Here is a 20,579-nt window from a genome sequence, read left to right on the forward strand (position 1 = left end):
AAAAATAAAAAAAGGGGAAACCAACCGGCTTCCCCTCAAATTCTATTGCAATTCTCTTATTGCTTTATGATTCGTTCTGTTTTTACAACAGCATCATCTTTATCGACCAAGGTGAGGAAGTAGATTCCACTTCGCAGATCACCGGTATTGATAATTTCTGTCGGATTAACAAGGTCTTTAACCCGCTGACCGGCAATATTCGAAATCATGATCCGTGACAACTTGCTGGCATTTTTAATGGTTATGTATGTATCAAACGGATTTGGATAGACGCTAAACATCTCAGCAACTTCGCTTGGATCCTCAATTGAAGTAAGCCAATCACCCGTGGTAAAAGTCCAGCTTGTTTGGTCGGTCAACCCGGCAAAATCGTTTCCAGCCAAATCTTCAATCGCCCCAGCATCAACATTCACGAAATAGGTGGTTTGACGGTCCAGACCTCCTTTATCAGCATCGTAATCATAGCTTATCGTAACCGTGTTACCATCAATCACTGCAGAAGACAAAGGAATAACCATCCACGCTTCTGACTCTCCGGCTTTGGTAATTATTAAATCACCGGCAACACCCGACAACTGAACGGCCTCGCTAAAAGTCATCACAAACTCGGGATGATTGTCATCCTGCTGACCAGTTGGCGAAAATGACTCCAACACCGGAGGCGTATTGCCAAGCGTATAAGTAAACACGTCACCTGCAAAACTATTATTCGCTGCATCTTTAATTCCGGTTCCTACCGTCAATGTCAGCACTTCACCATCGTTGCCCGACATACTTACGGTAAACTCAGTTCCGGTTCCAGGCGTAACAGTTCCTCCTACAACATCTCCCTCGTTCAGGGTCACTTCGCGATTGAAGGTCAGCACAACATCAGATTCCTGAGGCATGGCGTCTCCCGAGCTTGGATTAGCTGTCAGGCTTATCGGGTCAACAGTTACAACAACATCGTAAGTACATCCGCGCGCATCGACAACGGTAATGGTATTCGTTCCTTCAGGAAGGACAAAATCAGGACCAGCAGTCGAAACACCATTCAACAAATAAGAATAGGGAGCCTCTCCTCCACTTGGTGTTACGGTAGCATTCAAATCATCTTGTTCCACGGTTGCTGTCAGTCCACTTTCAACTGCAGCCAACGACACCAACTGGGTCGTTTCACCACATTCGTAAGGGAAATAGCGGACATAAAAATTATAATTACCGGCATTGGCTTCTTCGTAAGACAATCCTTCTATTTCGATGATTGAATCAAATGTTTCCCAAGCCGAACGGGTCCCTTCTACGCCATCAACTACGGGAGCATAAGACACCTCAAACTGATGACTCGGAGCTCCTGAGGCCGATACAAGAACAGTAACGGAAGCCGCGCCAAAGCATGTTTGGTCTTCAACCGTAAACTGAACATCCGGCACCTGATCCAACACAATGCTCTCCGACATCGCTTCACAGTTATCATCCATTACCTTCACGGCATATTCAGCACCAATTGGCACAACAAATGAAGGGATGCTTACTTCTGAACCATATGGAGTCCCATCTTGGTAGAGCTGATAAGAATAGGATCCGCTTCCGCCTTCGGCTTTGGCTTCTAACCATCCTTCGGTTGCATCGGGACATGAGAAAACACCTTCAACCCGAATAAATTCAGTAATTACCAACTCATCAGGTTGAGAAATGACCACCTGCTCAGTGGCCTCACATCCGCCAACCGTTTCGGTTACCGTAATCTCATATGTTCCAGCTACCAAGTCAGAAATGACCATTCCATCCAACACGTCGCCATTAACGGTGATTTCGTAATTGGCACTTTCACCACCATCAATATTGGAGATGGTAATTTCGCCGGTCGACTCGCCATTGCAAGCAATGAGTTTCGTAATATCTGTATTGAAAGTTACCGGAGGGTTAGCATGATCTACTTGCACCCGCCACTCAGGGGCGAGTTCTCCTCCAACCAGGCACCCCTGACCATCTGCATCTTTCACCCAAACCACATACGTTGCAGGAGTTTCAACAGAAACTGTCAACGTACCATCAGCCGCTGCAGGCATCCATACCGTATTTTCACCTGGCAGAGTTGCTGTCGGAACAGCTCCTGTTGCCGGGTCTACCGTTGCATAGTAATACATATATCCTGGCACTCCGCCAGTAGCTCTAATAGTAAATTCGCCCGGTTCAGTACAGCGAATGTGACTTACCACCTCAGCCTCCAGCAACAATGCTTCAGCTGGTTCCCACACCGAAAGCTCGATACCTTCAGACAAGCAACCATTACCATCTCTGACAAACACGCTATAAGCGCCAGCCATTAACCCGGAAAGTTCAGCTGATCCGCCTATCGCGGTTTGGGAGGCGACCAAGGTATTGCCTGAATCATATAGCTCAGCCACATAACCAGCCCCTTCAGTTCCGCCTTCAATTCCGCTCACATCAATCACTCCGGTGGCGGCCCCTTTACACAGCAAGTCTTCTGTAACTTCAGCAGCAAAGGTAATCGGGCTCTTTCCTTCGATTGTGGTCTCGCCTGTTCCTTCACAAGATTTGCTATCATAAGCGACAACCGAATAAGTTCCGGCCGCATAGCCAGCTGTAAAACTGTACAGGCCGGCAATTGCTGTTGCTGTTTCGAGCACTGTACCTTCCGAATCCTTTAATTGGATTGTATAATCCACATCGTTTCCACCACTGACTTTGACGTCAATCGAACCCGCTTCATCCATGTAACAGGCATCCCCTGCAAAGTTGGGAGTCAAACTGATAGTAACCGGCGCTGGCTCGTTAATTGTTACTTGCTGAGGAGCTGTTTCGCAGCCATTTCCATCTCTTACTTTAACTTCGTAAACGCCCGGCGTATAAACGACCACATCTTTGCTAGCCCCCTCAATTTCGCGCCACCCTTGGTTTGAAATAACCATCTGATAAGGATGGTCACCATCGAACGTTCCTCCTGAAATATCCAAGTGAATCATTCCATCTTTCGCTCCATAGCAGGTTATATCTTTCTTGGTCACTACAAAAGAAAGTGGCAGCACATCTTCCGAAGCAATTGTGACCTCATTGGAAAGACAATTGCTGGCAAGTTCCTTGACCTGAACAGTAAAGCTTTCTCCTTCAGTTACCCCAAACTGGTTAACTGAAGAAAAGCTACCCGCATTAAACGCAAATTCGTATAAATCGGTGGCGTATCCCTGCACCTCGTAGGTAAGCTCATCCCCATCGCAGACCGTTGACAGGTCTGTGACCATTACCACATCACTTGCAGATAGCTCCCAAGCGCACTGAGCGTAGCTCCAGGAAGAAATACAGCACAAGCCGACAAGCAATGTTAAACTAAGAAACCGAGTAAAGTTTTTGCTCATAGAATCTGGTTTTATTTATTATTTTTTGATAATCATCATATTCGTTCATTTCACCACTTAATAGGTAAGGCCGTACATTAACAGCCATAGGTCGTCTTGCTCCATAAATGGAGAAAAGTCCAGCGTAAATAAACAATTGAATGTTTCATTGAATTTGGCTCAGGAAATTGGGATATTCAAACATAACTTTTGAATCTTACAAACAGGCGCCCAATTCGTTATTAAACAGGCCCCACAGAGTTTTCCGGGCATTCCAATTGCAACGTTGCAATTCAGCCCGAACAAAGAATTAAGTTTGAAATACAAAAAAGTTGTGTCAGTCTTTTTTTCATATTCTTACGTTTAAGTTTAAGTTTTCCATCTTGGCTTTATTTACTACCATTACGGCCATATTTACCTCAAGTAACACATTACTTACAAACCTATGAAATTTATCGCCAAAGCACAAGGTTTTTTTTGAACAATAATAAACTTAGTTTATCTAAAAAATCCACCAACAAGCGATACGTCCCCCTAAAAATGAACTACTTATCACCTCTTGAGATTAATAAATAAATTTAATTAAACACCCAGATTCAGACAGCCTAAAAAGAAGAGATTAATCATCTGAAAATGATCAAGCCTCAAGGCAATCCGAACACTTTTTACTTGCATCATTCCGTTAATACAATAACTTTGACTCCTTTAATCATTTCAAGATGCAAACAAAAGTTATTTGGAAAACCCTACTCCTAGCAGCGTCTCTAGCGCTATTCATGCTTAGTTCCTGCAAAACCTGCAAATGCCCAGCATACAGCCAAAGGGCACCAGAACAGGATATTCAGGACTTGAAGACGCCAACCATGCAGAACTCACAAGCAGTCAATTTGACGCTTTCGTGGAACGATGCAGTATGCTCCTCCCAAGCGTTTTAAACCAAGAGATCATCATCTTTCTCTGCGATGAAATTAACATAACCACACACAAACTCCGGGCAATTTCTTAACAAATCCTTTGCTGCCTTTCAATAACCAATCGTTCAATTCTCCGTAGGCTCAATTACAACTCGCGCCCAACATTAACTGTATTTTAAGCCCTGAGGAAAAAAATCAATTCAAAATCGAAAAATTTGATCGTCTTAAATTTAGTTAGTTATTTTGTGGGGCTTTGAAAAAATACTTAAAAGCTAATAGATCAAAAGAATAATCTTTCATTAATTTTTAAATTATCAACTATGTCAAAAATTAAAATCGGTATCAACGGATTTGGCCGTATCGGTCGTTTTGTTTTCCGCCAAGCTGTTGCAAAAGGTACAATTCAAGTAGTTGCTATCAACGACTTGATCGATGTAGACTACATGGCTTACATGCTTAAATACGATTCAACTCACGGACAATTCGACGGAACTGTTGAAGTAAAAGACGGTAAATTAATCGTTAACGGTGACGAAATCCGTGTAACTGCTGAAAGAAACCCTGCTGACATTAACTGGGGCGCTGTTGGTGCTGAGTACGTTGTTGAGTCAACTGGTCTTTTCTTGACAAAAGAATCAGCTCAAGGTCACATCGACGCTGGTGCTAAAAAAGTTGTGATGTCTGCTCCTTCTAAAGACGATACTCCAATGTTCGTTATGGGTGTAAACAACGCTTCTTACACAAACGATATGAACTTTGTTTCTAACGCTTCTTGTACTACCAACTGCTTGGCTCCTGTAGCTAAAGTATTGAATGACAAATTCGGTATCAAAGAAGGTTTGATGACAACTGTTCACGCAACTACTGCAACTCAAAAAACAGTTGACGGTCCTTCTATGAAAGACTGGAGAGGTGGACGTGGCGCTGGCCAAAACATTATCCCTTCATCTACTGGTGCTGCTAAAGCTGTAGGTAAAGTTATTCCTGAATTGAACGGAAAATTGACAGGTATGGCTTTCCGTGTTCCTACTCCTGACGTATCAGTTGTTGACTTGACTGTTACTTTGGAAAAAGGTGCTTCTTACGAAGAAATTTGCGCCGCTATGAAAGCTGCTTCTGAAGGCGAATTGGCTGGTGTTCTTGGTTACACTGAGGACATGGTTGTTTCTAACGATTTCGTTGGTGACACTCGTACTTCTATCTTCGACGCTGGTGCTGGTATCTCATTGTCTCCAAACTTCGTAAAAGTTGTTTCTTGGTACGACAACGAAATGGGTTACTCTGCAAAAGTTTGCGAATTGATCCAATACATGGATTCTGTAAAATAATTACAGACTACAATAGTTTAAAAGAAAGGCTTTCCGTCAAGATGACGGAAAGCCTTTTTTATTTTGTATTAAAATTGTGGGAGCAAATTCATTCTCCTCTTCAGCAAACGCCACAAACAGAAATCTCTCGAATGAAGCAGGAACAACTAGTACCGATTACGAACTATTCGTGACGCAAACTTTCAATCGGGTCCATACGAGCTGCTTTTTGCGCAGGATAATAACCTGAAATAATTCCAACACCAAAACACACAATCACCCCTGTAAAAATCCACAGCCATGGAATAATAAAAGAACTGCCGATCAGAACCGAAACGATATTCCCCACCAAAATGCCAAGCACAATTCCCAAAGCACCTCCAATTTGCCCGATCACCACAGCTTCCATTAAAAACTGCTGGCGGATCAGAGTTCCGTTTGCACCTATTGCTTTGCGAACGCCAATCTCCCGTGTTCTTTCCGTTACTGATACAAGCATAATATTCATCAATCCCACAGCAGCGCCAAACAAAGTAATCATGCCAATTATAGTAGCCACCAAGGTGATGTTTTTAATGTTATTCAAAAGCATATTCACCAGGTTATCACTTTTCTCAATATTGAAGTCCGTTTCATCCATTGGACTCAGTCCCCGAATGACACGAAATGTCCCCTCAGCCTCACCAACTGCCGCATCCACCAGCTGGGTATTTGCAGCTTTAACCTGAATAGTAAAGTTCATTTGCGGACGCGAAAAATAAGTTCGAACATTGGAGTATGGGAGCAGACAAATCTCATCGCCGTTATCGCCAAATCCGCCGCCTTTCGATTTTAGTGTCCCTACCACCCTGTAACGTCCGCCTCCAATACTTATTTCCTTTTGTAACGGATTCACATCTTTTCCAAACAAGCGCCGAACCAATCCATCTCCAAGCACCACCACATTAGCCCCTGCAACCAAGTCAGCCCCCATAAGGTTGCGGCCCCTTTCAATTTCGAAACCGGAAGCCACAATGTAATTCTCATCAACCCCTCGAACCGTCACATTCGGGTTCGATTTTTCTGAGCCATACTTTACCGTAGCCGTACCAGTGGCTGTAACTGAAACCGCGACAGTAGCCGGAAAATCAAATTGTTCTTGAAATTCCTGAGCCTGGTAGTAACTGATGTAAGCGTGGTTCTTGGTACGAATTCGCTCATTGCCCACCTGCACAGTCATGCCGCGCGAGGTAATGGAAAAGGTATTCGCCCCCATAAAGGTAAATTCTTTGGTAATGGAGGACTTAATGGAGTCAATCGCTGTCAGAATCCCAACCAAAGCGGTGATTCCAACAGCAATAATTAATACCGTCAGAATTGTCCGCAACAAATTTGAGCGAATCGATTGAAGTGAAATCTTCAAATTTTCGTAGAGTAGTCCTCGGTATTGCATAATCTCAATCTTGCTTGACTTGTGTTACTGTGTTCCGAATTAATGTGTAAACTTAATGGTAGCCAAGTTCAAAATTTATTCGGAGGAAAACAACGAATCAGTCCATGAAAAAACAGAATTATTCAATCAAATATTCATCGAATCACTAAATAAAAAGTTCAATTCTTCAGTTTGGAATCACTTTTTCACAAAAAACACACAGCCCACAACAAGCTATAAAACAACACATAACAAGCATCAATCCGGCAATTAATCTTTTTTAACATTTATTGCCTAACCTTTCTGAAACGATCACCGTTTAAAAAACCTGTGTGCCAATAAAACAACTAAAATTATTAATCAACAACATAAAAATACTGAATGGTATTCCAGTTAAAAATAACTTCTATTGAGAATGCTGATTTTTTAAGGATAATCGAAATAGATGGAAAAAGCAGTTTTGCAGATTTACACTGGTGCATTCAAAAGTGCTGCAATTACAGTTCCGATCAACTGGCCTCCTTTTTTGTGGCCAGCAAGCACCACGGGAAACAAACAGAAATCACATTCTTAGATTTTGGTAGACCTGGGTCCTCCATTTTAATCATGGGGAAAACCCAACTACATAATATCCTCTCAAGCATAGGACAACGTTTGCTCTATGTATTTGACTTCTTTAATGACAGATCTTTTTATATTGAATTAACTGAAATTTACATGGAAAAGAATCTTCGCGAAAACCAAGTCACCTATCAACAGGGTGATGCCCCTGCACAAGTTCTGGAAGAAGAATTACAGGACCAGGGTCTCGAAATTCTCAATCAGGAGAATAAATATCAGGATTATGGTGATTTAGATGATTATACCGAAATTTTTGGCGAAATGGAGGATCTAATCGAAGGGGACTAAAGGGTCCCCTTCCTTATTTTCCCAAAAGCACTACCTTTGTCCGTTCAATGATTTAACAACGAATGGAGAAAACATTAATAGTCGTTCAAGGGCCCACGGGCATTGGAAAAAGTTCTTTAAGTATCCAACTGGCCAAACATTTCAAAACCGAAATCATTTCGGCTGATTCCCGTCAAATTTTCAGGGAACTGTCCATCGGAACAGCTGTTCCAACACCGGATGAGCTCAACCAGGCTCCCCACCACCTCATCCATTCCCATTCCATTCATGATGATTACAATGCCAGTCGCTTTGAATCCGACGCACTGGACTTAATTGCAAGCTGTTTTACCAAACAAGATATGCTGGTTATGACAGGTGGCTCCATGCTCTATGTTGATGCAGTATGCAAAGGAATTGACGAACAACCGGACGTTGATCATGAAATTCGGGAAAAACTAACCCGCGATTTTGAAGAAAAAGGCATTGAACACTTACGCATGAAATTAAAGCAACTTGATGCCAGCTACTACCAGCAAGTTGACCTTAAAAACCCCAAACGGCTGATTCGGGCATTGGAAGTCTGCCTGATGACTGGCAAGCCCTATTCTTCATTCCGCAAAGAAACAATCAAAGAGCGTCCATTCAAAATCCTGAAAATTGGATTAAACATGGAACGTGAAAAACTCTACAACCAGATTAATAAACGGGTAGACCTTATGATGGCAGCCGGCCTGGAAGAGGAAGCCCGAAGCATTTATCCGTTCAAACACTTAAACTCACTCAATACCGTAGGTTATAAGGAGCTTTTTGCTTATTTCGATGGCGAAACCAGTTTGGAGAAGGCTGTTGAACTCATCAAGCGAAACTCACGGCGCTATGCCCGCAAGCAGCTCACCTGGCTGCGCAAAGATCCGGACATTCATTGGTTTGAGCCCCATCAACAGGAGGAGATCATCTGCTTTATTCATGAAACTCTGAAGACATGAAACCAATGCAACCTAATCAATTTACCATTCGGATTTATGGTCTTTTCATCAACGACCAACAGGAGGTGTTGATTACCGACGAATTTCAGCTCAATACAAAAATGACCAAATTCCCAGGAGGCGGCCTGCAGTTTGGCGAAGGAACCATTGACTGCTTAAAACGGGAAATGCAGGAAGAATGTCAACAGGAGATTGAATCAATCACCCATTTCTACACCACTGATTTTTATCAAAAAGCCCTTTTTTACGAGAATCATCAACTCATCAGCATTTACTACAAGGCCCGATTAAAAAAGCCCCTCAGATTTAAAATTTCTCAAAAGCCCTTTGATTTTGAAATTGAGGAGAACGGACAACAATCATTTCGATGGATAAAGCTGAAAGCGTTAAATCCTGACGATTTCTCTTTCCCGATTGATAAACATGTTGCACATTTGCTGAAACAACAAAATTCCTAGAAATTACGGACAGAGGTTCTACCTCCCAAAGTATAGCTTGAAATGACTAAAACCATCAAAATAATAGGTCCGGCCTATCCGTTTCGCGGCGGACTGGCTGCATACAACGAACGTTTGGCTATTGAGTTTCAGAACCAGGGCTACCAAGTAGAAATAGAAACCTTTACCATTCAATATCCGAAACTTCTGTTTCCCGGCAAGTCGCAGTATGTTGACGGACAAGCACCAGAGCAGTTAAAAATCAAGCGAACCGTAAATTCCATCAACCCTCTCAACTGGTTTCGGGTTGGAAAACGTATTCAGAAAGAAAAACCCGACCTGCTGATGGTGCGGTACTGGCTGCCATTTATGGGTCCCGTTTTAGGTACCATCTGCCGCATTGTACGCAAAAACGCACATACCAAGGTCATTTGCCTTGCCGACAACATAGTGCCCCACGAAAAACGCCCCGGTGATCGTTTGCTCACCCATTATTTCATGAAAAGCATTGATGGTATGGTCGCCATGTCACAATCGGTACTCAACGACATCAACCTTTTCACTCCCGGGCTTCACCGGGCACTTTGTCCGCACCCCTTGTTCGACAACTTTGGCGAACGCCTGGAGCAAACTAAAGCCAAAAGCCTGCTTCAACTGGACCAGGAAACCAGCTACTTGCTTTTCTTTGGGTTCATACGCGAGTACAAAGGACTCGATATTTTGCTAAAAGCCTTTGCTGATGAACGAATACAAAAGCTTCCGGTGAAGTTGATTGTTGCCGGTGAATTTTACACCAAGCCCGAACCCTACCTGCAAATGTTAGCCGATTGGGATCTCAATAACCGGGTTCTACTACACACGGACTTTATCCCGAATGATAAAGTCAATCAGTATTTCAGTGCAGCCGACTTGGTGGTACAACCCTATAAAAGTGCCACGCAAAGTGGCGTAACACAAATTGGCTATCATTTCGAAAAGGCCATGTTGGTAACCGATGTGGGCGGGCTTTCTGAAATTATACCGCACAAAAAGGTTGGCTATGTAGTGCCCCCCAATGAAAAAGCCATTGCTGATGCCATTGTCGATTTTTACGACAACAAACGTCAGGCGGTATTCGAAGAAAACATCATCGAAGAGAAAAAGAAATTTTCCTGGGCTAACATGGTTCAGGCATTTCAATCGGTTTACAACTCACTGAACAAGCCTTAAAAAATCCTGTTTTTCTCACGAGTAAGACTGGTCGGTCTGAACAAATACAGCCACTTAATGCTTTCATTAACGATGGGTGAAATCTGTTTATTTCGGACACCAGACCAGGTTAATTTTTATACGAAATAGACTATATTTACCTTTTGCAAATCGGAAAAGGCATTAATACTTGTTGCATGACGGAGATTAATAAATTACAGACGAAAGCAGAGCAGCGATTAATTGCTGACTATTACGATAATTTGACCAATACATTTGCCCAGCGAATTACCGATGAGGGACGTGAGCGCATTCGAAGAGCTTTTGAATTTGCCAACAGTGCACATGCTGGCGTCAAACGCAAATCCGGCGAGCCTTACATCATTCATCCGCTGGCCGTTGCCCAAATCGTATCTGGTGAAATGGGCTTGGGGGCCACCTCAATTATCTCAGCCATTCTGCACGACGTTGTTGAAGATACCGATTACACCCTTGAGGACATTCAAAACCTGTTTGGCGAGAAAGTAAGTAAGGTTGTAGACGGGCTGACCAAACTATCCGATGAAATTACCGCTCAGCATGATTCGAAACAAGCCACCAATTTCCGGAAAATGCTGATGACCCTTTCCGATGATGTTCGGGTGATTCTGATCAAGCTGGCTGACAGACTCCATAACATGCGTACGCTCGACAGCATGCCGCTTCCCAAGCAACTGAAAATTGCCGCTGAAACCCTGTATATATTTGCTCCCTTGGCGCACCGGCTAGGTCTCTATTCCATCAAAACAGAACTGGAAGACCTCAGCTTGAAGTACAAACAGCCCGAAACTTACAATCAGATTGTATTCAGGCTCCACAGCCAGCGCGAACGCAGAGAATACCTGGTGGATGAATTTATCAAGCCAGTTCAGGAGCAGCTCGAAAAAGAGGGCATCGACTTTACGGTTTCCGGACGCTTAAAATCCATCTATTCCATCTGGAATAAAATGCAAACCAAAGGCGTTTCGTTTGACGAAGTGTATGACTTGATGGCCATCCGGATTGTATTCAAGCCTAAGCCCAATGTTTCAGAAAAAAGGCAATGCTTCGACATTCTTTCGCTGATTACCGACATTTACAAACCCAAGCCCGATCGTATTCGCGACTGGATCACCATTCCAAAGGCCAATGGTTATGAAGCACTTCATGTTACCGTAATGGGCCCGGAAGGCAAGTGGGTTGAAGTCCAAATTCGAACCGAACGCATGGACGAAGTGGCCGAGCGTGGATTTGCCGCACACTACAACTACAAGTACAAAGGCGTTCATTCTCCGGAAACAGAGCTGGACAAATGGCTGGAAAAAATCCGGGAAATGCTCCAGAACCCCGAATCGGATGCCATGGAGTTTCTGGATCAATTTAAGATGAATTTATTTTCATCCGAAATCGTTGTTTTCACTCCGAAAGGTGACATGATCAACTTGCCCAAAAGTGCCACAGTCATCGATTTCGCCTATGAAATTCACACCGACCTGGGCAATCATTGTATTGGAGCCAAAGTCAATCACAAATTGGTACCTGTTAGTCATGTCCTGCAAAGTGGCGATCAGATTGAATTACTTACCTCCAAAACCCAGACACCCGATCTTTCATGGCTGCAGTTTATGACCACGGCCAAAGCAAAAACCAAGGTGAAGCAAGCGTTCAAAATGGACAAGAAGATGCACTTGGAGAAAGGCCGTGAAATTATTGTAGAAAAGCTGAAAGAACACAAAATAAAACCTTCGTCCGACACCCTGAAAAAACTGGCATCCCACTACAACCTGTCCAACAAAGACCAGCTATACGCCCATGTAGGTATGGGATTCATTCAGATTGACGACCTGGAAAGCATATTAAAAACTCGTCGTGAAAACAAACTTGCCAAGTATTGGAAACTTTCTTTCGGAAAAAACAAAAAAGAAGAAAGCGAATTGGAACTTGAGTTGCCCAAAACACAGATCAACAAGAAAAACACCTTTTTGCTGAAAGAAGATCCGGACGAAAGCACCTATACCCTGGCCAAATGCTGCCAACCCATTCCGGGCGACAATGTGCTGGGCTACATGAGCTCGAATAACCACGTCATTATTCATAAGCGGAATTGTCCTGAAGCAAACAAGCTCATGTCGCAACAAGGCGACCGAATTATTACAGCAGAATGGACGAACTTCAAAAAACGCTCCTACCTGACCCGCATCAAGATAAACGGCTTCGACCGGGTAGGAATTGTCAGCGAGGTAACCAACATCATCTCCAAGCAGAACAACATCAACATGCGCACGGTAATGTTTGACACCCACGATGGTATTTTCGAAGGAGACCTGTTTATTTATATCCACAACCTGGATGACTTAAATAAATTAATTTCACGATTAATGAAAATCAAAGGAATAGACACCATTGAGCGAATTGAAAAAGTTGAGAATTAGTTTATATTTAGTCTAAACAATCCCCATTTTTTACTATTTTTGTGCTTTATTTAAAATTGGTTTAAATATGAATAACCATAAAACGAAAGATACTGTGAAAAACATGTTCACAGAATACCTGGAGAAGAATGGGCACCGAAAAACCCCGGAGCGCTTTGCCATTCTTGACGAGATTTATTCTCGTGAAGGGCATTTTGATATTGAATCGCTCTATATTTCGATGAAAAATAAAAATTACCGGGTCAGCAGGGCAACGCTATACAACACCATTGACTTACTACTGGAATGCAAACTCGTCGTTAAGCATCAGTTTGGCAAAAACATTGCTCAGTTTGAAAAAGCATTTGCCACCCTGCAACACGACCACCTGATTGACACCAACAACGGCATTGTCAAGGAATTTTACGATCCACGTATTCGTGAAATTATTGAAGAAGCCTGTTTGAAGTATAATTTCAAGCTTTCGCACCACACCCTGTACATTTACGGAGAAAGCATTGAACCTTAACTTCTATTAAACTCATTATAAATAAACGGCCTCTGATGAAACAGAGGCTTTTTTATGCCCGAATGAAAAAATAATTTGTAATTTTATTCGCCAAATAATACACAATTTGGCACCGCAGAACACTTTCAGGATGAAAGCATTAAACTCTGCGGTTTAATTATGCTTTAAAATTGTAACCCAAATAGAATGAAAGTAGATGTTATTTTAGGTCTCCAATGGGGAGATGAAGGAAAAGGAAAGATTGTAGACGTCTTAACCCCAAAATACGATGCCATTTCTCGGTTTCAAGGTGGACCAAACGCTGGGCACACACTAGAAATCAACGATTTCAAGCAAGTATTACACTCTATTCCGTCAGGAATCTTCCACGAAAATAAAGTCAACCTCATTGGAAACGGTGTTGTGCTGGATCCTTTGGTTTTTAAGAAAGAAATTGACTCGTTGAAAAAGCACGGTCTGGACTTGCACAAAAACCTGTACATCTCTAAAAAAGCCCACCTGATTTTACCAACTCACAAATTGCTTGACGCAGCTTCGGAAGCAGCCAAAGGGGATACAAAAATCGGATCAACCTTAAAAGGGATTGGACCAACCTACAAAGATAAAATTGGACGGGATGGCTTGCGTGTTGGTGATTTGGGCGAAAATTTTGAAGAAAAATACGCTCAACGCACGAACGCTCACAAAGAAATGCTTGAAAAATTCTTCCAGTTCGACTACAAAGAGCTTCTTGAACAGGTTGAGAAAGAGTGGTTCGAAGCCATTGAGATTTTAAAAGAATTTACCTTTGTTGACAGCGAGCACATGGTTAACGACCTGTTGCAGGAAGAAAAATCGGTCTTGGCTGAAGGTGCACAAGGAACTCTACTGGACATCGATTTTGGATCATACCCTTTTGTTACTTCGTCCAACACCATTTGTGCAGGAGCATGTACCGGACTGGGAATTGCGCCACAAAAAATTGGCAAAGTATTCGGAATCTTCAAAGCCTATTGCACACGCGTAGGTATGGGACCTTTCCCAACCGAGCTTCACTGTGAAACCGGCCAAAAACTGCGCGATGCAGGAAATGAGTACGGATCAACAACCGGACGCCCACGGCGTTGTGGCTGGCTTGACTTGGTTGCTCTGAAATATTCCATCATGATTAATGGTGTAACCGAACTTTTCATGATGAAAGGAGACGTTCTTGACGACTTTGACACCATTAAAGTTTGTGTGGGCTACGAAATTGACGGTGAAGTTGTTGATAAGTTTCCGTTTGAGTTGGACGACCAGGTAAAACCAATTTATGTCGAGCTTCCTGGCTGGAAAACAGATTTGACAAAACTCACTCATCCAAATGAGTTTCCGGAAGAGCTGAACAACTACATCAGCTTCATTGAAGATGAAACCGGCGTTCCAATTACGATCACTTCGGTTGGACCTAACCGGGCACAAACCATCCACACGGTTAAAGAATAACAAGCCAAATTCATAAAATACCTCAAAAGAGCCCTAAATAAGGGCTCTTTTTCGTTTAAATCATTTCATTTTCTTTTTAAAGTTCACTTAAAATACTATTTTTAGCATGCTTATTCCAGAAGGCTTTTTATTTTCTTCTATAAATACATTTTCATCTTTTTTTTGGTGCTTAGGAGGATAATTATTTTACAGAAGATGGGACTTTTAAAAAGATACTACCCGGAATAGGTATTTGCGATTTACATAGAGAAAAGTAAAACCATAACCGTTTTACAGCAGGGACGTTCAACGAGTTTTCTTAACAGAAAAGTCTCAAAATAGTAGTTTTTTGAAACCAAAAATGAATGAACGTTTATGAACATTGTGCGCCCGACCTTAATCCTTGACAAAGAAGTATGTTTAAGGAATATTGCCCGAATGGCTGAAAAAGCTAAAGCTAAAAAACTGTTTTTCAGACCACATTTTAAAACCCATCAATCAGCTGTTGTGGGGGAATGGTTTCGTGAGCATGGAGTAACCGCCATCACGGTGTCCTCTGTTCAAATGGCCACCTATTTTGCCCAGCATGGATGGAACGACATTACCATCGCCGTACCAGTCAACATACTGGAAATAAACCAAATCAATTCGCTGGCAAAAAAAATAAACCTCAACCTGATTGTTGAGAATAAAGACATCCTGACACAACTCGCTAAATTTATAAAATCACCAATAGGACTGTTTATCGAAATCGACACGGGGCACAACCGAACTGGAATTATGGCCAGTAAAACCAATCAGATAGACAGTCTGCTGGAAATTATTAAGCAAACCTCAGCCATTCAATTCAAGGGATTTTTGACCCACGCAGGTCATACTTACAAAGCCAAAAGCAGGCATGAGATCTTCAATTTTCATTTTGATGCCCTGCTGAAAATGCGTTCACTCAGAAACCGATACAAAAAAGATTGGCCCAACCTGCTTGTTTCCATGGGCGACACGCCTTCGGAAAGCATTTGCGAAAACTTTGATGGGGTAGATGAAATTCGCCCCGGGAACTTTGTCTTCTACGACCTTATGCAACTCAAACTGGGAAGCTGTAATTTTGAAGACATTGCCATCCGGCTCGTATGCCCGGTAATTGCCAAACACGGCTCGCGCAACGAGATTACCATTTACGGCGGAGCCATCCATATTTCCAAGGATTCCATTATCAATACGGATGGGAAGAGCCTGTACGGACAGATCGTCGTTCGTAAAGACGATGAAAAGATCTTGCTGGATGAGAAAAACTACCTTTGCGAAATGTCGCAGGAAACAGGTATTCTGAAACTAACCTACAAGGATTTTAACCTGATCAATGTAGGCGATCTGGTTGAAATTATTCCGGTACACAGCTGTTTGACCGTTAACCTAATGGGAAATTATTACACAACAGATGGCGAACTAATTTCGTTAATCCCAAAATCAACCAACTAAGTCGTTTGCATTCTACCCAAGGCTTCCAGGTAAGCCGTTAGCGGGTACAGTCTTTCATCATACCACAACGAAGCAAAATAAAGCCCGATGGGCGACGCTTTTAAACCATGTTGCTGATAGCAGTCATCCAACCACTGCAATCCAGCAACACAGGCTGCGTTCGCGCGCCCGCCTGACAGTGCTGAAACTGCCAACGCAGTTTCCTCCATTGAGCCGGGCACCTCTTTGGCTCCTCCCCAACTTCCATCCTGATTTTGAACACTAACCAGAAACTGCTGACCAGCCAAAATCAACTGTTGCAATTGCTGCCTCGTAGTGACATCAATCCAACTATAAGCCGAGACATCCTTCAAATAAGTCAGCACCCTGGCCGTTCCATAAACCGGATTAGAATGATCATCTGTTTGTTGATTTCCAAACCACAAAGGCAGCCAGCTTCCATCTGCCCGCTGCTTCTTCTGCAAATATGCTAACGCTCGAAAAAAAGCACGCTGATACCGTTTCAGACTGGACCGATCCATCTCGTCCTGGAAAGCTTCCATACAGGCCGACAAAGCCAGCAAGCCATGCCCGGTCAAGTCGGCACAACTCTGATCAAATGGCAAGCGCCCCCAACCTTTAGAGAAAGTGGGCAAGCCGCCATCTTTATTTTGAAGCTGCAAAAGCCAGTTGCACCCAGCCAGTACCTGCTTTTTCACTTCGCTCTTTGGCTGAAGTTGAAGAAGTGCTAAAATGGCTCCTGGGGTATCATCGCCGTCTGGTACTGAGCCACTGTGATTCGTCCAGCCCCATCCTCCCGGACCAGTCCCGTTAAACGGATGAATTTCCTGGTTCTGGACTTCTTTCAAATGAGTGACCAACTTCTCTTTTACATCCGGTGTTAAGACAGTATCCATCTTTGAGCGGAGTGCTTTCACCGACAAAGAAGTAACCCAGGTGGACAAATTTATATCGATTGGCCAGCTGCCATCTTCGCGCTGGGTACGCTTCAAAAAACCAATGCCCTTTTCAACCACTTCCAAATCCTTATAGCCCGCTTCAACCAAACTTAAGCAAACAAAAGCTGTCAAAGGCATGGCCTCTAAAAAGCCACCGCTCTCCGGCATCAAGCTTCGTAACAGCTCCAAAGCAGGCCGGATTGCTCTGCCTCTTACGGCTCGTGCCAAGGCATTGGTCCTTTTCTTTTTAAAAACTACGATTCCCACGGCAATCAACGCCGGAATAGCGTAACTAACCACACTAAGATTGAGCAATCGGTAAAAATTGCGGGGTAATAAAGCAAGTTCGAAAGGCAGTTGCGGAATCGGCCGGAAAGCCTCTTTCTCCGGAATGCCGCACAAACCGCACATGGTCAGAATGGGAACAGAAAACGTATAATCTTTTTGGTAATGACTAAGAATCGTTTCCGCAACTTGAGACGACTGCAAATCAATGCCCTGCTCAGCCAGGTATTTGGATAGTTTGGCCTGGAGCCCCGCAATCGCCTCATCTTCTCCGGCATATAAATTGGTGGCGGCATAAACCAGTAAACTCGTGCTCACATTGCCCCGACTTTGGGGCGTATCACCAAAACTTCCATCAGCATTTATATGCTTTTTCAACCAATTCAGGCCTCCTTTTATAGCAGACTGATTGGCTTCCTTATCGTGAACGTGAAGCGCCGCAACAGCCACCGCCACGCCCAACGCACTGGACGACAACTCGCCGGTCCAGAATCCCTCCGGATTCATCTCATCCAGTAAAATACCGGACAGCTCATCAAAACGTTTTTGCCAGTTTTCTTCAGTCATAATCAGGTTCAGTTTAGTTCGTTAGTTTTATTTTAAACAGCCTAAAGCCAGCAGCCCATAAAAAGTATATTCCACATCCCGATTTGCATCACCGTCTCCCGATAAGAAAGCCCCTTTATCGTAACACTGCTGGGCAAAATCAAAGCAAGTCGGGGCAATCAGGCGCGTGTCAAAACCCGATTTTTGCAAAGCGAATAAGGCCACTCCCATCGACAGCAGATCGCCTGATTGCACCTGCTCAAACGCCCGAAAACCTATTCCGTCTTCAAAGTACGTGAGTAGTTGCTGTTGCATTTTTGCTGTTGGCAACCCCACTTCATAACGAGCTACTGTCAGCGCAGCAACCAAGCTGCATGGTGCCCCTTCCGGCATTTTATAAAATCTTAATAACAATGTAAGAACAGCATACATCCAGCGCTTCCTGCCATAGCCGGCATCCAAAACCAAAAGCGACAGAAACAACTGGTAGGAAAAATTAATGGGATGATCATCACGAAGAAAAGCCCGAATGAGCGCCCAACCACGGATTCGTTTCTTCAACAGGCTTTGCTGAATCAACATCAAAGCCAAACGATCAACAACACTTTCTTCATTCCTCGTGTTTTGAGCAAACGCCTTCAGACCTGTCAACACATCGTTTTGATTCATCGCTAAAGCCAACCAGTATCCGAATAATGAATAGTACAAATCCGGCCGGCCACCACGATCCGTAAAAGCTCCATCCACATGTTGCTGCTCAGCAATAAACACTTTAACTTCGTGCTGACTTTCAGCATCTAACAAATCCAAGCCGATTTGGACCCGCTCAATAAATTGTTGATAGATTGGTTGATGATTGAAGGAAGGTTTCATATTTCAGCCCGTCAGAAAATTTTTCCCATCACTCCATACAGACTCAGTTTTAGTTTCAGGTTTTGAAGTTGATCCAATTCGTGATAACACTTCTCCACATACAACTTCAAAAAAGCTTCCGCATATTCATCTATTCGCTCATCAACAATCAGCTGACGAATTTGCTGAATTTTCATTTTTCCCAAATCGGCTAAACATTCCGACTTCCCTTTTTCAATAAATCGTTCATTCAACAAAGCCAACAGAAACGGAAAATGATGCACTTGGTCCTGATGCTGTTCATCCTGAAATTCATTTAAGTCATCCCGAATTTGATAGGCAATGCCAAACCAGTCTGAAAAAACCGTCAGCCGGCTGAGTTCACTGGCAGATGCACCACCATGAATGGCTCCAAGCAGCAAAGCTACTTTTACCGCTTCTCCGGTTTTCTGGGTAAAGATTTTTAAAATTTGATCAACCGTGAGAGCTTCCCGGTTCTGATCCAGCATCAGGTCGGCTCCCTGCCCTGTTGCCAAATTAAGGTGAGAAGAAGCCACCACGCGCAACGACTCAGCTAAAACCGCTGGCTCGATTGGCAAATCAGCCAACAATTGATAGCCCTTCCCAATCAGGTAATCGCCCACATTAATGGCTTGAGGAATGCCATGCGTTTTATGCAACGTTTCCTGATCGTAACGAAAATCATCGTCATCTTCAATATCATCGTGAATCAACGAGGCCTTATGGAAACATTCAATAATTAGTGCCAAAGCGGCTTGTATTTCTTCAGAAATTTCAGGGGTATAAGACCGGTAAGCCAATACGGTCAGCAAGGGGCGAATGCGTTGTCCCCCCATTAACAACATGCGTTTTGCCAGCTTTTCAGTCGAATCATGCTTTTGAAAAAATTCCTGAAGGTTGAATTCCGTAAAATAATCCAACACCTGATCTTTCAGCAAAGAAACCGACAAGGGCTGCTTGCTTGAATTGGGTTTCAAGCTGTGCATTTCTTCAAACAACCAACCATAATCAACATTGGTATTTTCGCAACCATCATACAACAAGGGCAAGCCCATAACAGGAACTGCAGCTCGCGAAACGGGTTCGAATGAGCGCTGCAACACCGGCATACAACTCACGCCAATAACAGCATCAATGGCTCCCTCTTCGACCAGACCAACAGCAACTGTTGTGCCTTCTGCAACCAAGGTGGTATATCCCAAAGCTTCGGCTTTATTCAGCACCGAATCAATCTGGCATCCTTTACACCCGGCACAAATCAGTCCCAGCGAATCCATTTCGGCCTGACAACTTGAAGTATTTTTCAGGCATTGCGGGAGCAACAGCAAGCGGCGATTAAAAGGAGTAGCAGCAACCACTTCACGCCAAATTTCATTTCCACAAAGCACAATCGCAAACTCAAGAAACACCTGGTCTGCACCCAAGCGCTGAATAAGCTCCCCGGCCAGTTCTTCCAGGCGGTCAAAATCAACCGGTGGTAAGATGTTTTTTTCTACAATCAGCCGGGCCGCTTCCTTTCGAAGGGCACTCCGCATTTTTACATCCGTTGGTACTATGAGTCGTCGTTGCGTCTTGATCATGCTTT

14 protein-coding genes are annotated in these 20,579 nt (G+C 43.4%); 9 read left to right on the top strand and 5 right to left on the bottom strand.

All coding sequences use genetic code 11. The annotated features are described in order from the left end of the window. Nucleotides 1-56: 56 nt before the first annotated feature. A complete protein-coding gene (locus Q1A18_RS10375) occupies nucleotides 57-3,359 on the bottom strand; it encodes an Ig-like domain-containing protein (protein WP_299579261.1) in 3,303 nt (1,100 codons plus the stop codon). A gap of 1,213 nt (nucleotides 3,360-4,572) precedes the next feature. On the opposite strand from Q1A18_RS10375, the gene gap reads away from it, so the two are divergent. Next, a complete protein-coding gene (gap, locus tag Q1A18_RS10380; RefSeq protein ID WP_299579264.1) occupies nucleotides 4,573-5,580 on the top strand; it encodes a type I glyceraldehyde-3-phosphate dehydrogenase in 1,008 nt (335 codons plus the stop codon). A 163-nt stretch (nucleotides 5,581-5,743) separates the two neighbouring features. Here the strand turns inward: gap and Q1A18_RS10385 are convergent, their stop codons facing one another. Then, nucleotides 5,744-6,991 carry an ABC transporter permease gene (locus Q1A18_RS10385; protein ID WP_299579267.1) on the bottom strand — a complete coding sequence of 416 codons (1,248 nt, stop codon included), beginning with the start codon at nucleotides 6,989-6,991 and terminating at the stop codon, nucleotides 5,744-5,746. Nucleotides 6,992-7,351: 360 nt separating this feature from the next. Here Q1A18_RS10385 and Q1A18_RS10390 point away from each other — a divergent pair, with 360 nt between their 5' ends. The 8 genes from Q1A18_RS10390 (at nucleotide 7,352) to Q1A18_RS10425 (ending at nucleotide 16,352) form a co-directional block, all read left to right on the top strand. Beyond that, on the top strand, nucleotides 7,352-7,879 hold the full coding sequence (locus Q1A18_RS10390) for a hypothetical protein (RefSeq protein WP_299579270.1): 528 nt from the start codon (nucleotides 7,352-7,354) through the stop codon (nucleotides 7,877-7,879). A 62-nt stretch (nucleotides 7,880-7,941) separates the two neighbouring features. Further along, complete coding sequence (gene miaA / locus Q1A18_RS10395) at nucleotides 7,942-8,847, top strand: tRNA (adenosine(37)-N6)-dimethylallyltransferase MiaA (RefSeq protein ID WP_299579273.1); 906 nt, start codon at nucleotides 7,942-7,944, stop codon at nucleotides 8,845-8,847. Next, entirely contained in the window at nucleotides 8,844-9,305 is a 462-nt protein-coding gene (locus tag Q1A18_RS10400) for an NUDIX domain-containing protein (protein WP_299579275.1), read from the top strand. The genes miaA and Q1A18_RS10400 overlap by 4 nt, the downstream gene beginning before the upstream one ends. A 42-nt stretch (nucleotides 9,306-9,347) precedes the next feature. Then, nucleotides 9,348-10,493 (top strand): glycosyltransferase, encoded by a 1,146-nt coding sequence (locus tag Q1A18_RS10405; protein WP_299579278.1) that lies wholly within the window; start codon nucleotides 9,348-9,350, stop codon nucleotides 10,491-10,493. Between the two features lie 176 nt (nucleotides 10,494-10,669). Continuing rightward, the gene (locus tag Q1A18_RS10410; protein ID WP_299579281.1) at nucleotides 10,670-12,922 is read left to right on the top strand and encodes a bifunctional (p)ppGpp synthetase/guanosine-3',5'-bis(diphosphate) 3'-pyrophosphohydrolase; all 2,253 of its coding nucleotides are present in this window, start codon (nucleotides 10,670-10,672) and stop codon (nucleotides 12,920-12,922) included. A 67-nt stretch (nucleotides 12,923-12,989) separates the two neighbouring features. Next, a complete protein-coding gene (locus Q1A18_RS10415) occupies nucleotides 12,990-13,430 on the top strand; it encodes a transcriptional repressor (protein ID WP_299579284.1) in 441 nt (146 codons plus the stop codon). Between the two features lie 186 nt (nucleotides 13,431-13,616). Further along, a complete protein-coding gene (locus tag Q1A18_RS10420) occupies nucleotides 13,617-14,894 on the top strand; it encodes an adenylosuccinate synthase (RefSeq protein WP_299579287.1) in 1,278 nt (425 codons plus the stop codon). Between the two features lie 354 nt (nucleotides 14,895-15,248). Further along, a complete protein-coding gene (locus Q1A18_RS10425) occupies nucleotides 15,249-16,352 on the top strand; it encodes an alanine racemase (protein WP_299579290.1) in 1,104 nt (367 codons plus the stop codon). Here the strand turns inward: Q1A18_RS10425 and Q1A18_RS10430 are convergent. Genes Q1A18_RS10430 through Q1A18_RS10440 form a run of 3 tightly spaced genes read right to left on the bottom strand, consistent with a single transcriptional unit; the run spans nucleotide 16,349 to nucleotide 20,574 of the window. Further along, nucleotides 16,349-18,142 carry a prenyltransferase/squalene oxidase repeat-containing protein gene (locus Q1A18_RS10430; RefSeq protein ID WP_299579293.1) on the bottom strand — a complete coding sequence of 598 codons (1,794 nt, stop codon included), beginning with the start codon at nucleotides 18,140-18,142 and terminating at the stop codon, nucleotides 16,349-16,351. The two genes, Q1A18_RS10425 and Q1A18_RS10430, sit on opposite strands and share 4 nt — an antisense overlap. Before the next feature lie 27 nt (nucleotides 18,143-18,169). After that, nucleotides 18,170-18,994: a hypothetical protein gene (locus tag Q1A18_RS10435; protein ID WP_299579295.1), complete on the bottom strand. Its 825-nt coding sequence runs from the start codon at nucleotides 18,992-18,994 to the stop codon at nucleotides 18,170-18,172. 11 nt (nucleotides 18,995-19,005) lie between these two features. Continuing rightward, nucleotides 19,006-20,574, bottom strand: coding sequence for a polyprenyl synthetase family protein (locus Q1A18_RS10440; protein WP_299579298.1), 1,569 nt, complete (start codon nucleotides 20,572-20,574; stop codon nucleotides 19,006-19,008). Nucleotides 20,575-20,579: the final 5 nt, after the last annotated feature.

It is taken from the genome of uncultured Sunxiuqinia sp. (genome assembly GCF_947495665.1).
Classification (GTDB): domain Bacteria; phylum Bacteroidota; class Bacteroidia; order Bacteroidales; family Prolixibacteraceae; genus Sunxiuqinia; species Sunxiuqinia rutila.

Excerpts from the sequence above, each read along its gene's own strand:
- Q1A18_RS10375 (WP_299579261.1), bottom strand. The coding sequence starts at position 3,359 with ATGAGCAAAAACTTTACTCGGTTTCTTAGTTTAACATTGCTTGTCGGC.
- gap (WP_299579264.1), top strand. The coding sequence starts at position 4,573 with ATGTCAAAAATTAAAATCGGTATCAACGGATTTGGCCGTATCGGTCGT.
- Q1A18_RS10385 (WP_299579267.1), bottom strand. The coding sequence starts at position 6,991 with ATGCAATACCGAGGACTACTCTACGAAAATTTGAAGATTTCACTTCAA.
- Q1A18_RS10390 (WP_299579270.1), top strand. The coding sequence starts at position 7,352 with ATGGTATTCCAGTTAAAAATAACTTCTATTGAGAATGCTGATTTTTTA.
- miaA (WP_299579273.1), top strand. The coding sequence starts at position 7,942 with ATGGAGAAAACATTAATAGTCGTTCAAGGGCCCACGGGCATTGGAAAA.
- Q1A18_RS10400 (WP_299579275.1), top strand. The coding sequence starts at position 8,844 with ATGAAACCAATGCAACCTAATCAATTTACCATTCGGATTTATGGTCTT.
- Q1A18_RS10405 (WP_299579278.1), top strand. The coding sequence starts at position 9,348 with ATGACTAAAACCATCAAAATAATAGGTCCGGCCTATCCGTTTCGCGGC.
- Q1A18_RS10410 (WP_299579281.1), top strand. The coding sequence starts at position 10,670 with ATGACGGAGATTAATAAATTACAGACGAAAGCAGAGCAGCGATTAATT.
- Q1A18_RS10415 (WP_299579284.1), top strand. The coding sequence starts at position 12,990 with ATGAATAACCATAAAACGAAAGATACTGTGAAAAACATGTTCACAGAA.
- Q1A18_RS10420 (WP_299579287.1), top strand. The coding sequence starts at position 13,617 with ATGAAAGTAGATGTTATTTTAGGTCTCCAATGGGGAGATGAAGGAAAA.
- Q1A18_RS10425 (WP_299579290.1), top strand. The coding sequence starts at position 15,249 with ATGAACATTGTGCGCCCGACCTTAATCCTTGACAAAGAAGTATGTTTA.
- Q1A18_RS10430 (WP_299579293.1), bottom strand. The coding sequence starts at position 18,142 with ATGACTGAAGAAAACTGGCAAAAACGTTTTGATGAGCTGTCCGGTATT.
- Q1A18_RS10435 (WP_299579295.1), bottom strand. The coding sequence starts at position 18,994 with ATGAAACCTTCCTTCAATCATCAACCAATCTATCAACAATTTATTGAG.
- Q1A18_RS10440 (WP_299579298.1), bottom strand. The coding sequence starts at position 20,574 with ATGATCAAGACGCAACGACGACTCATAGTACCAACGGATGTAAAAATG.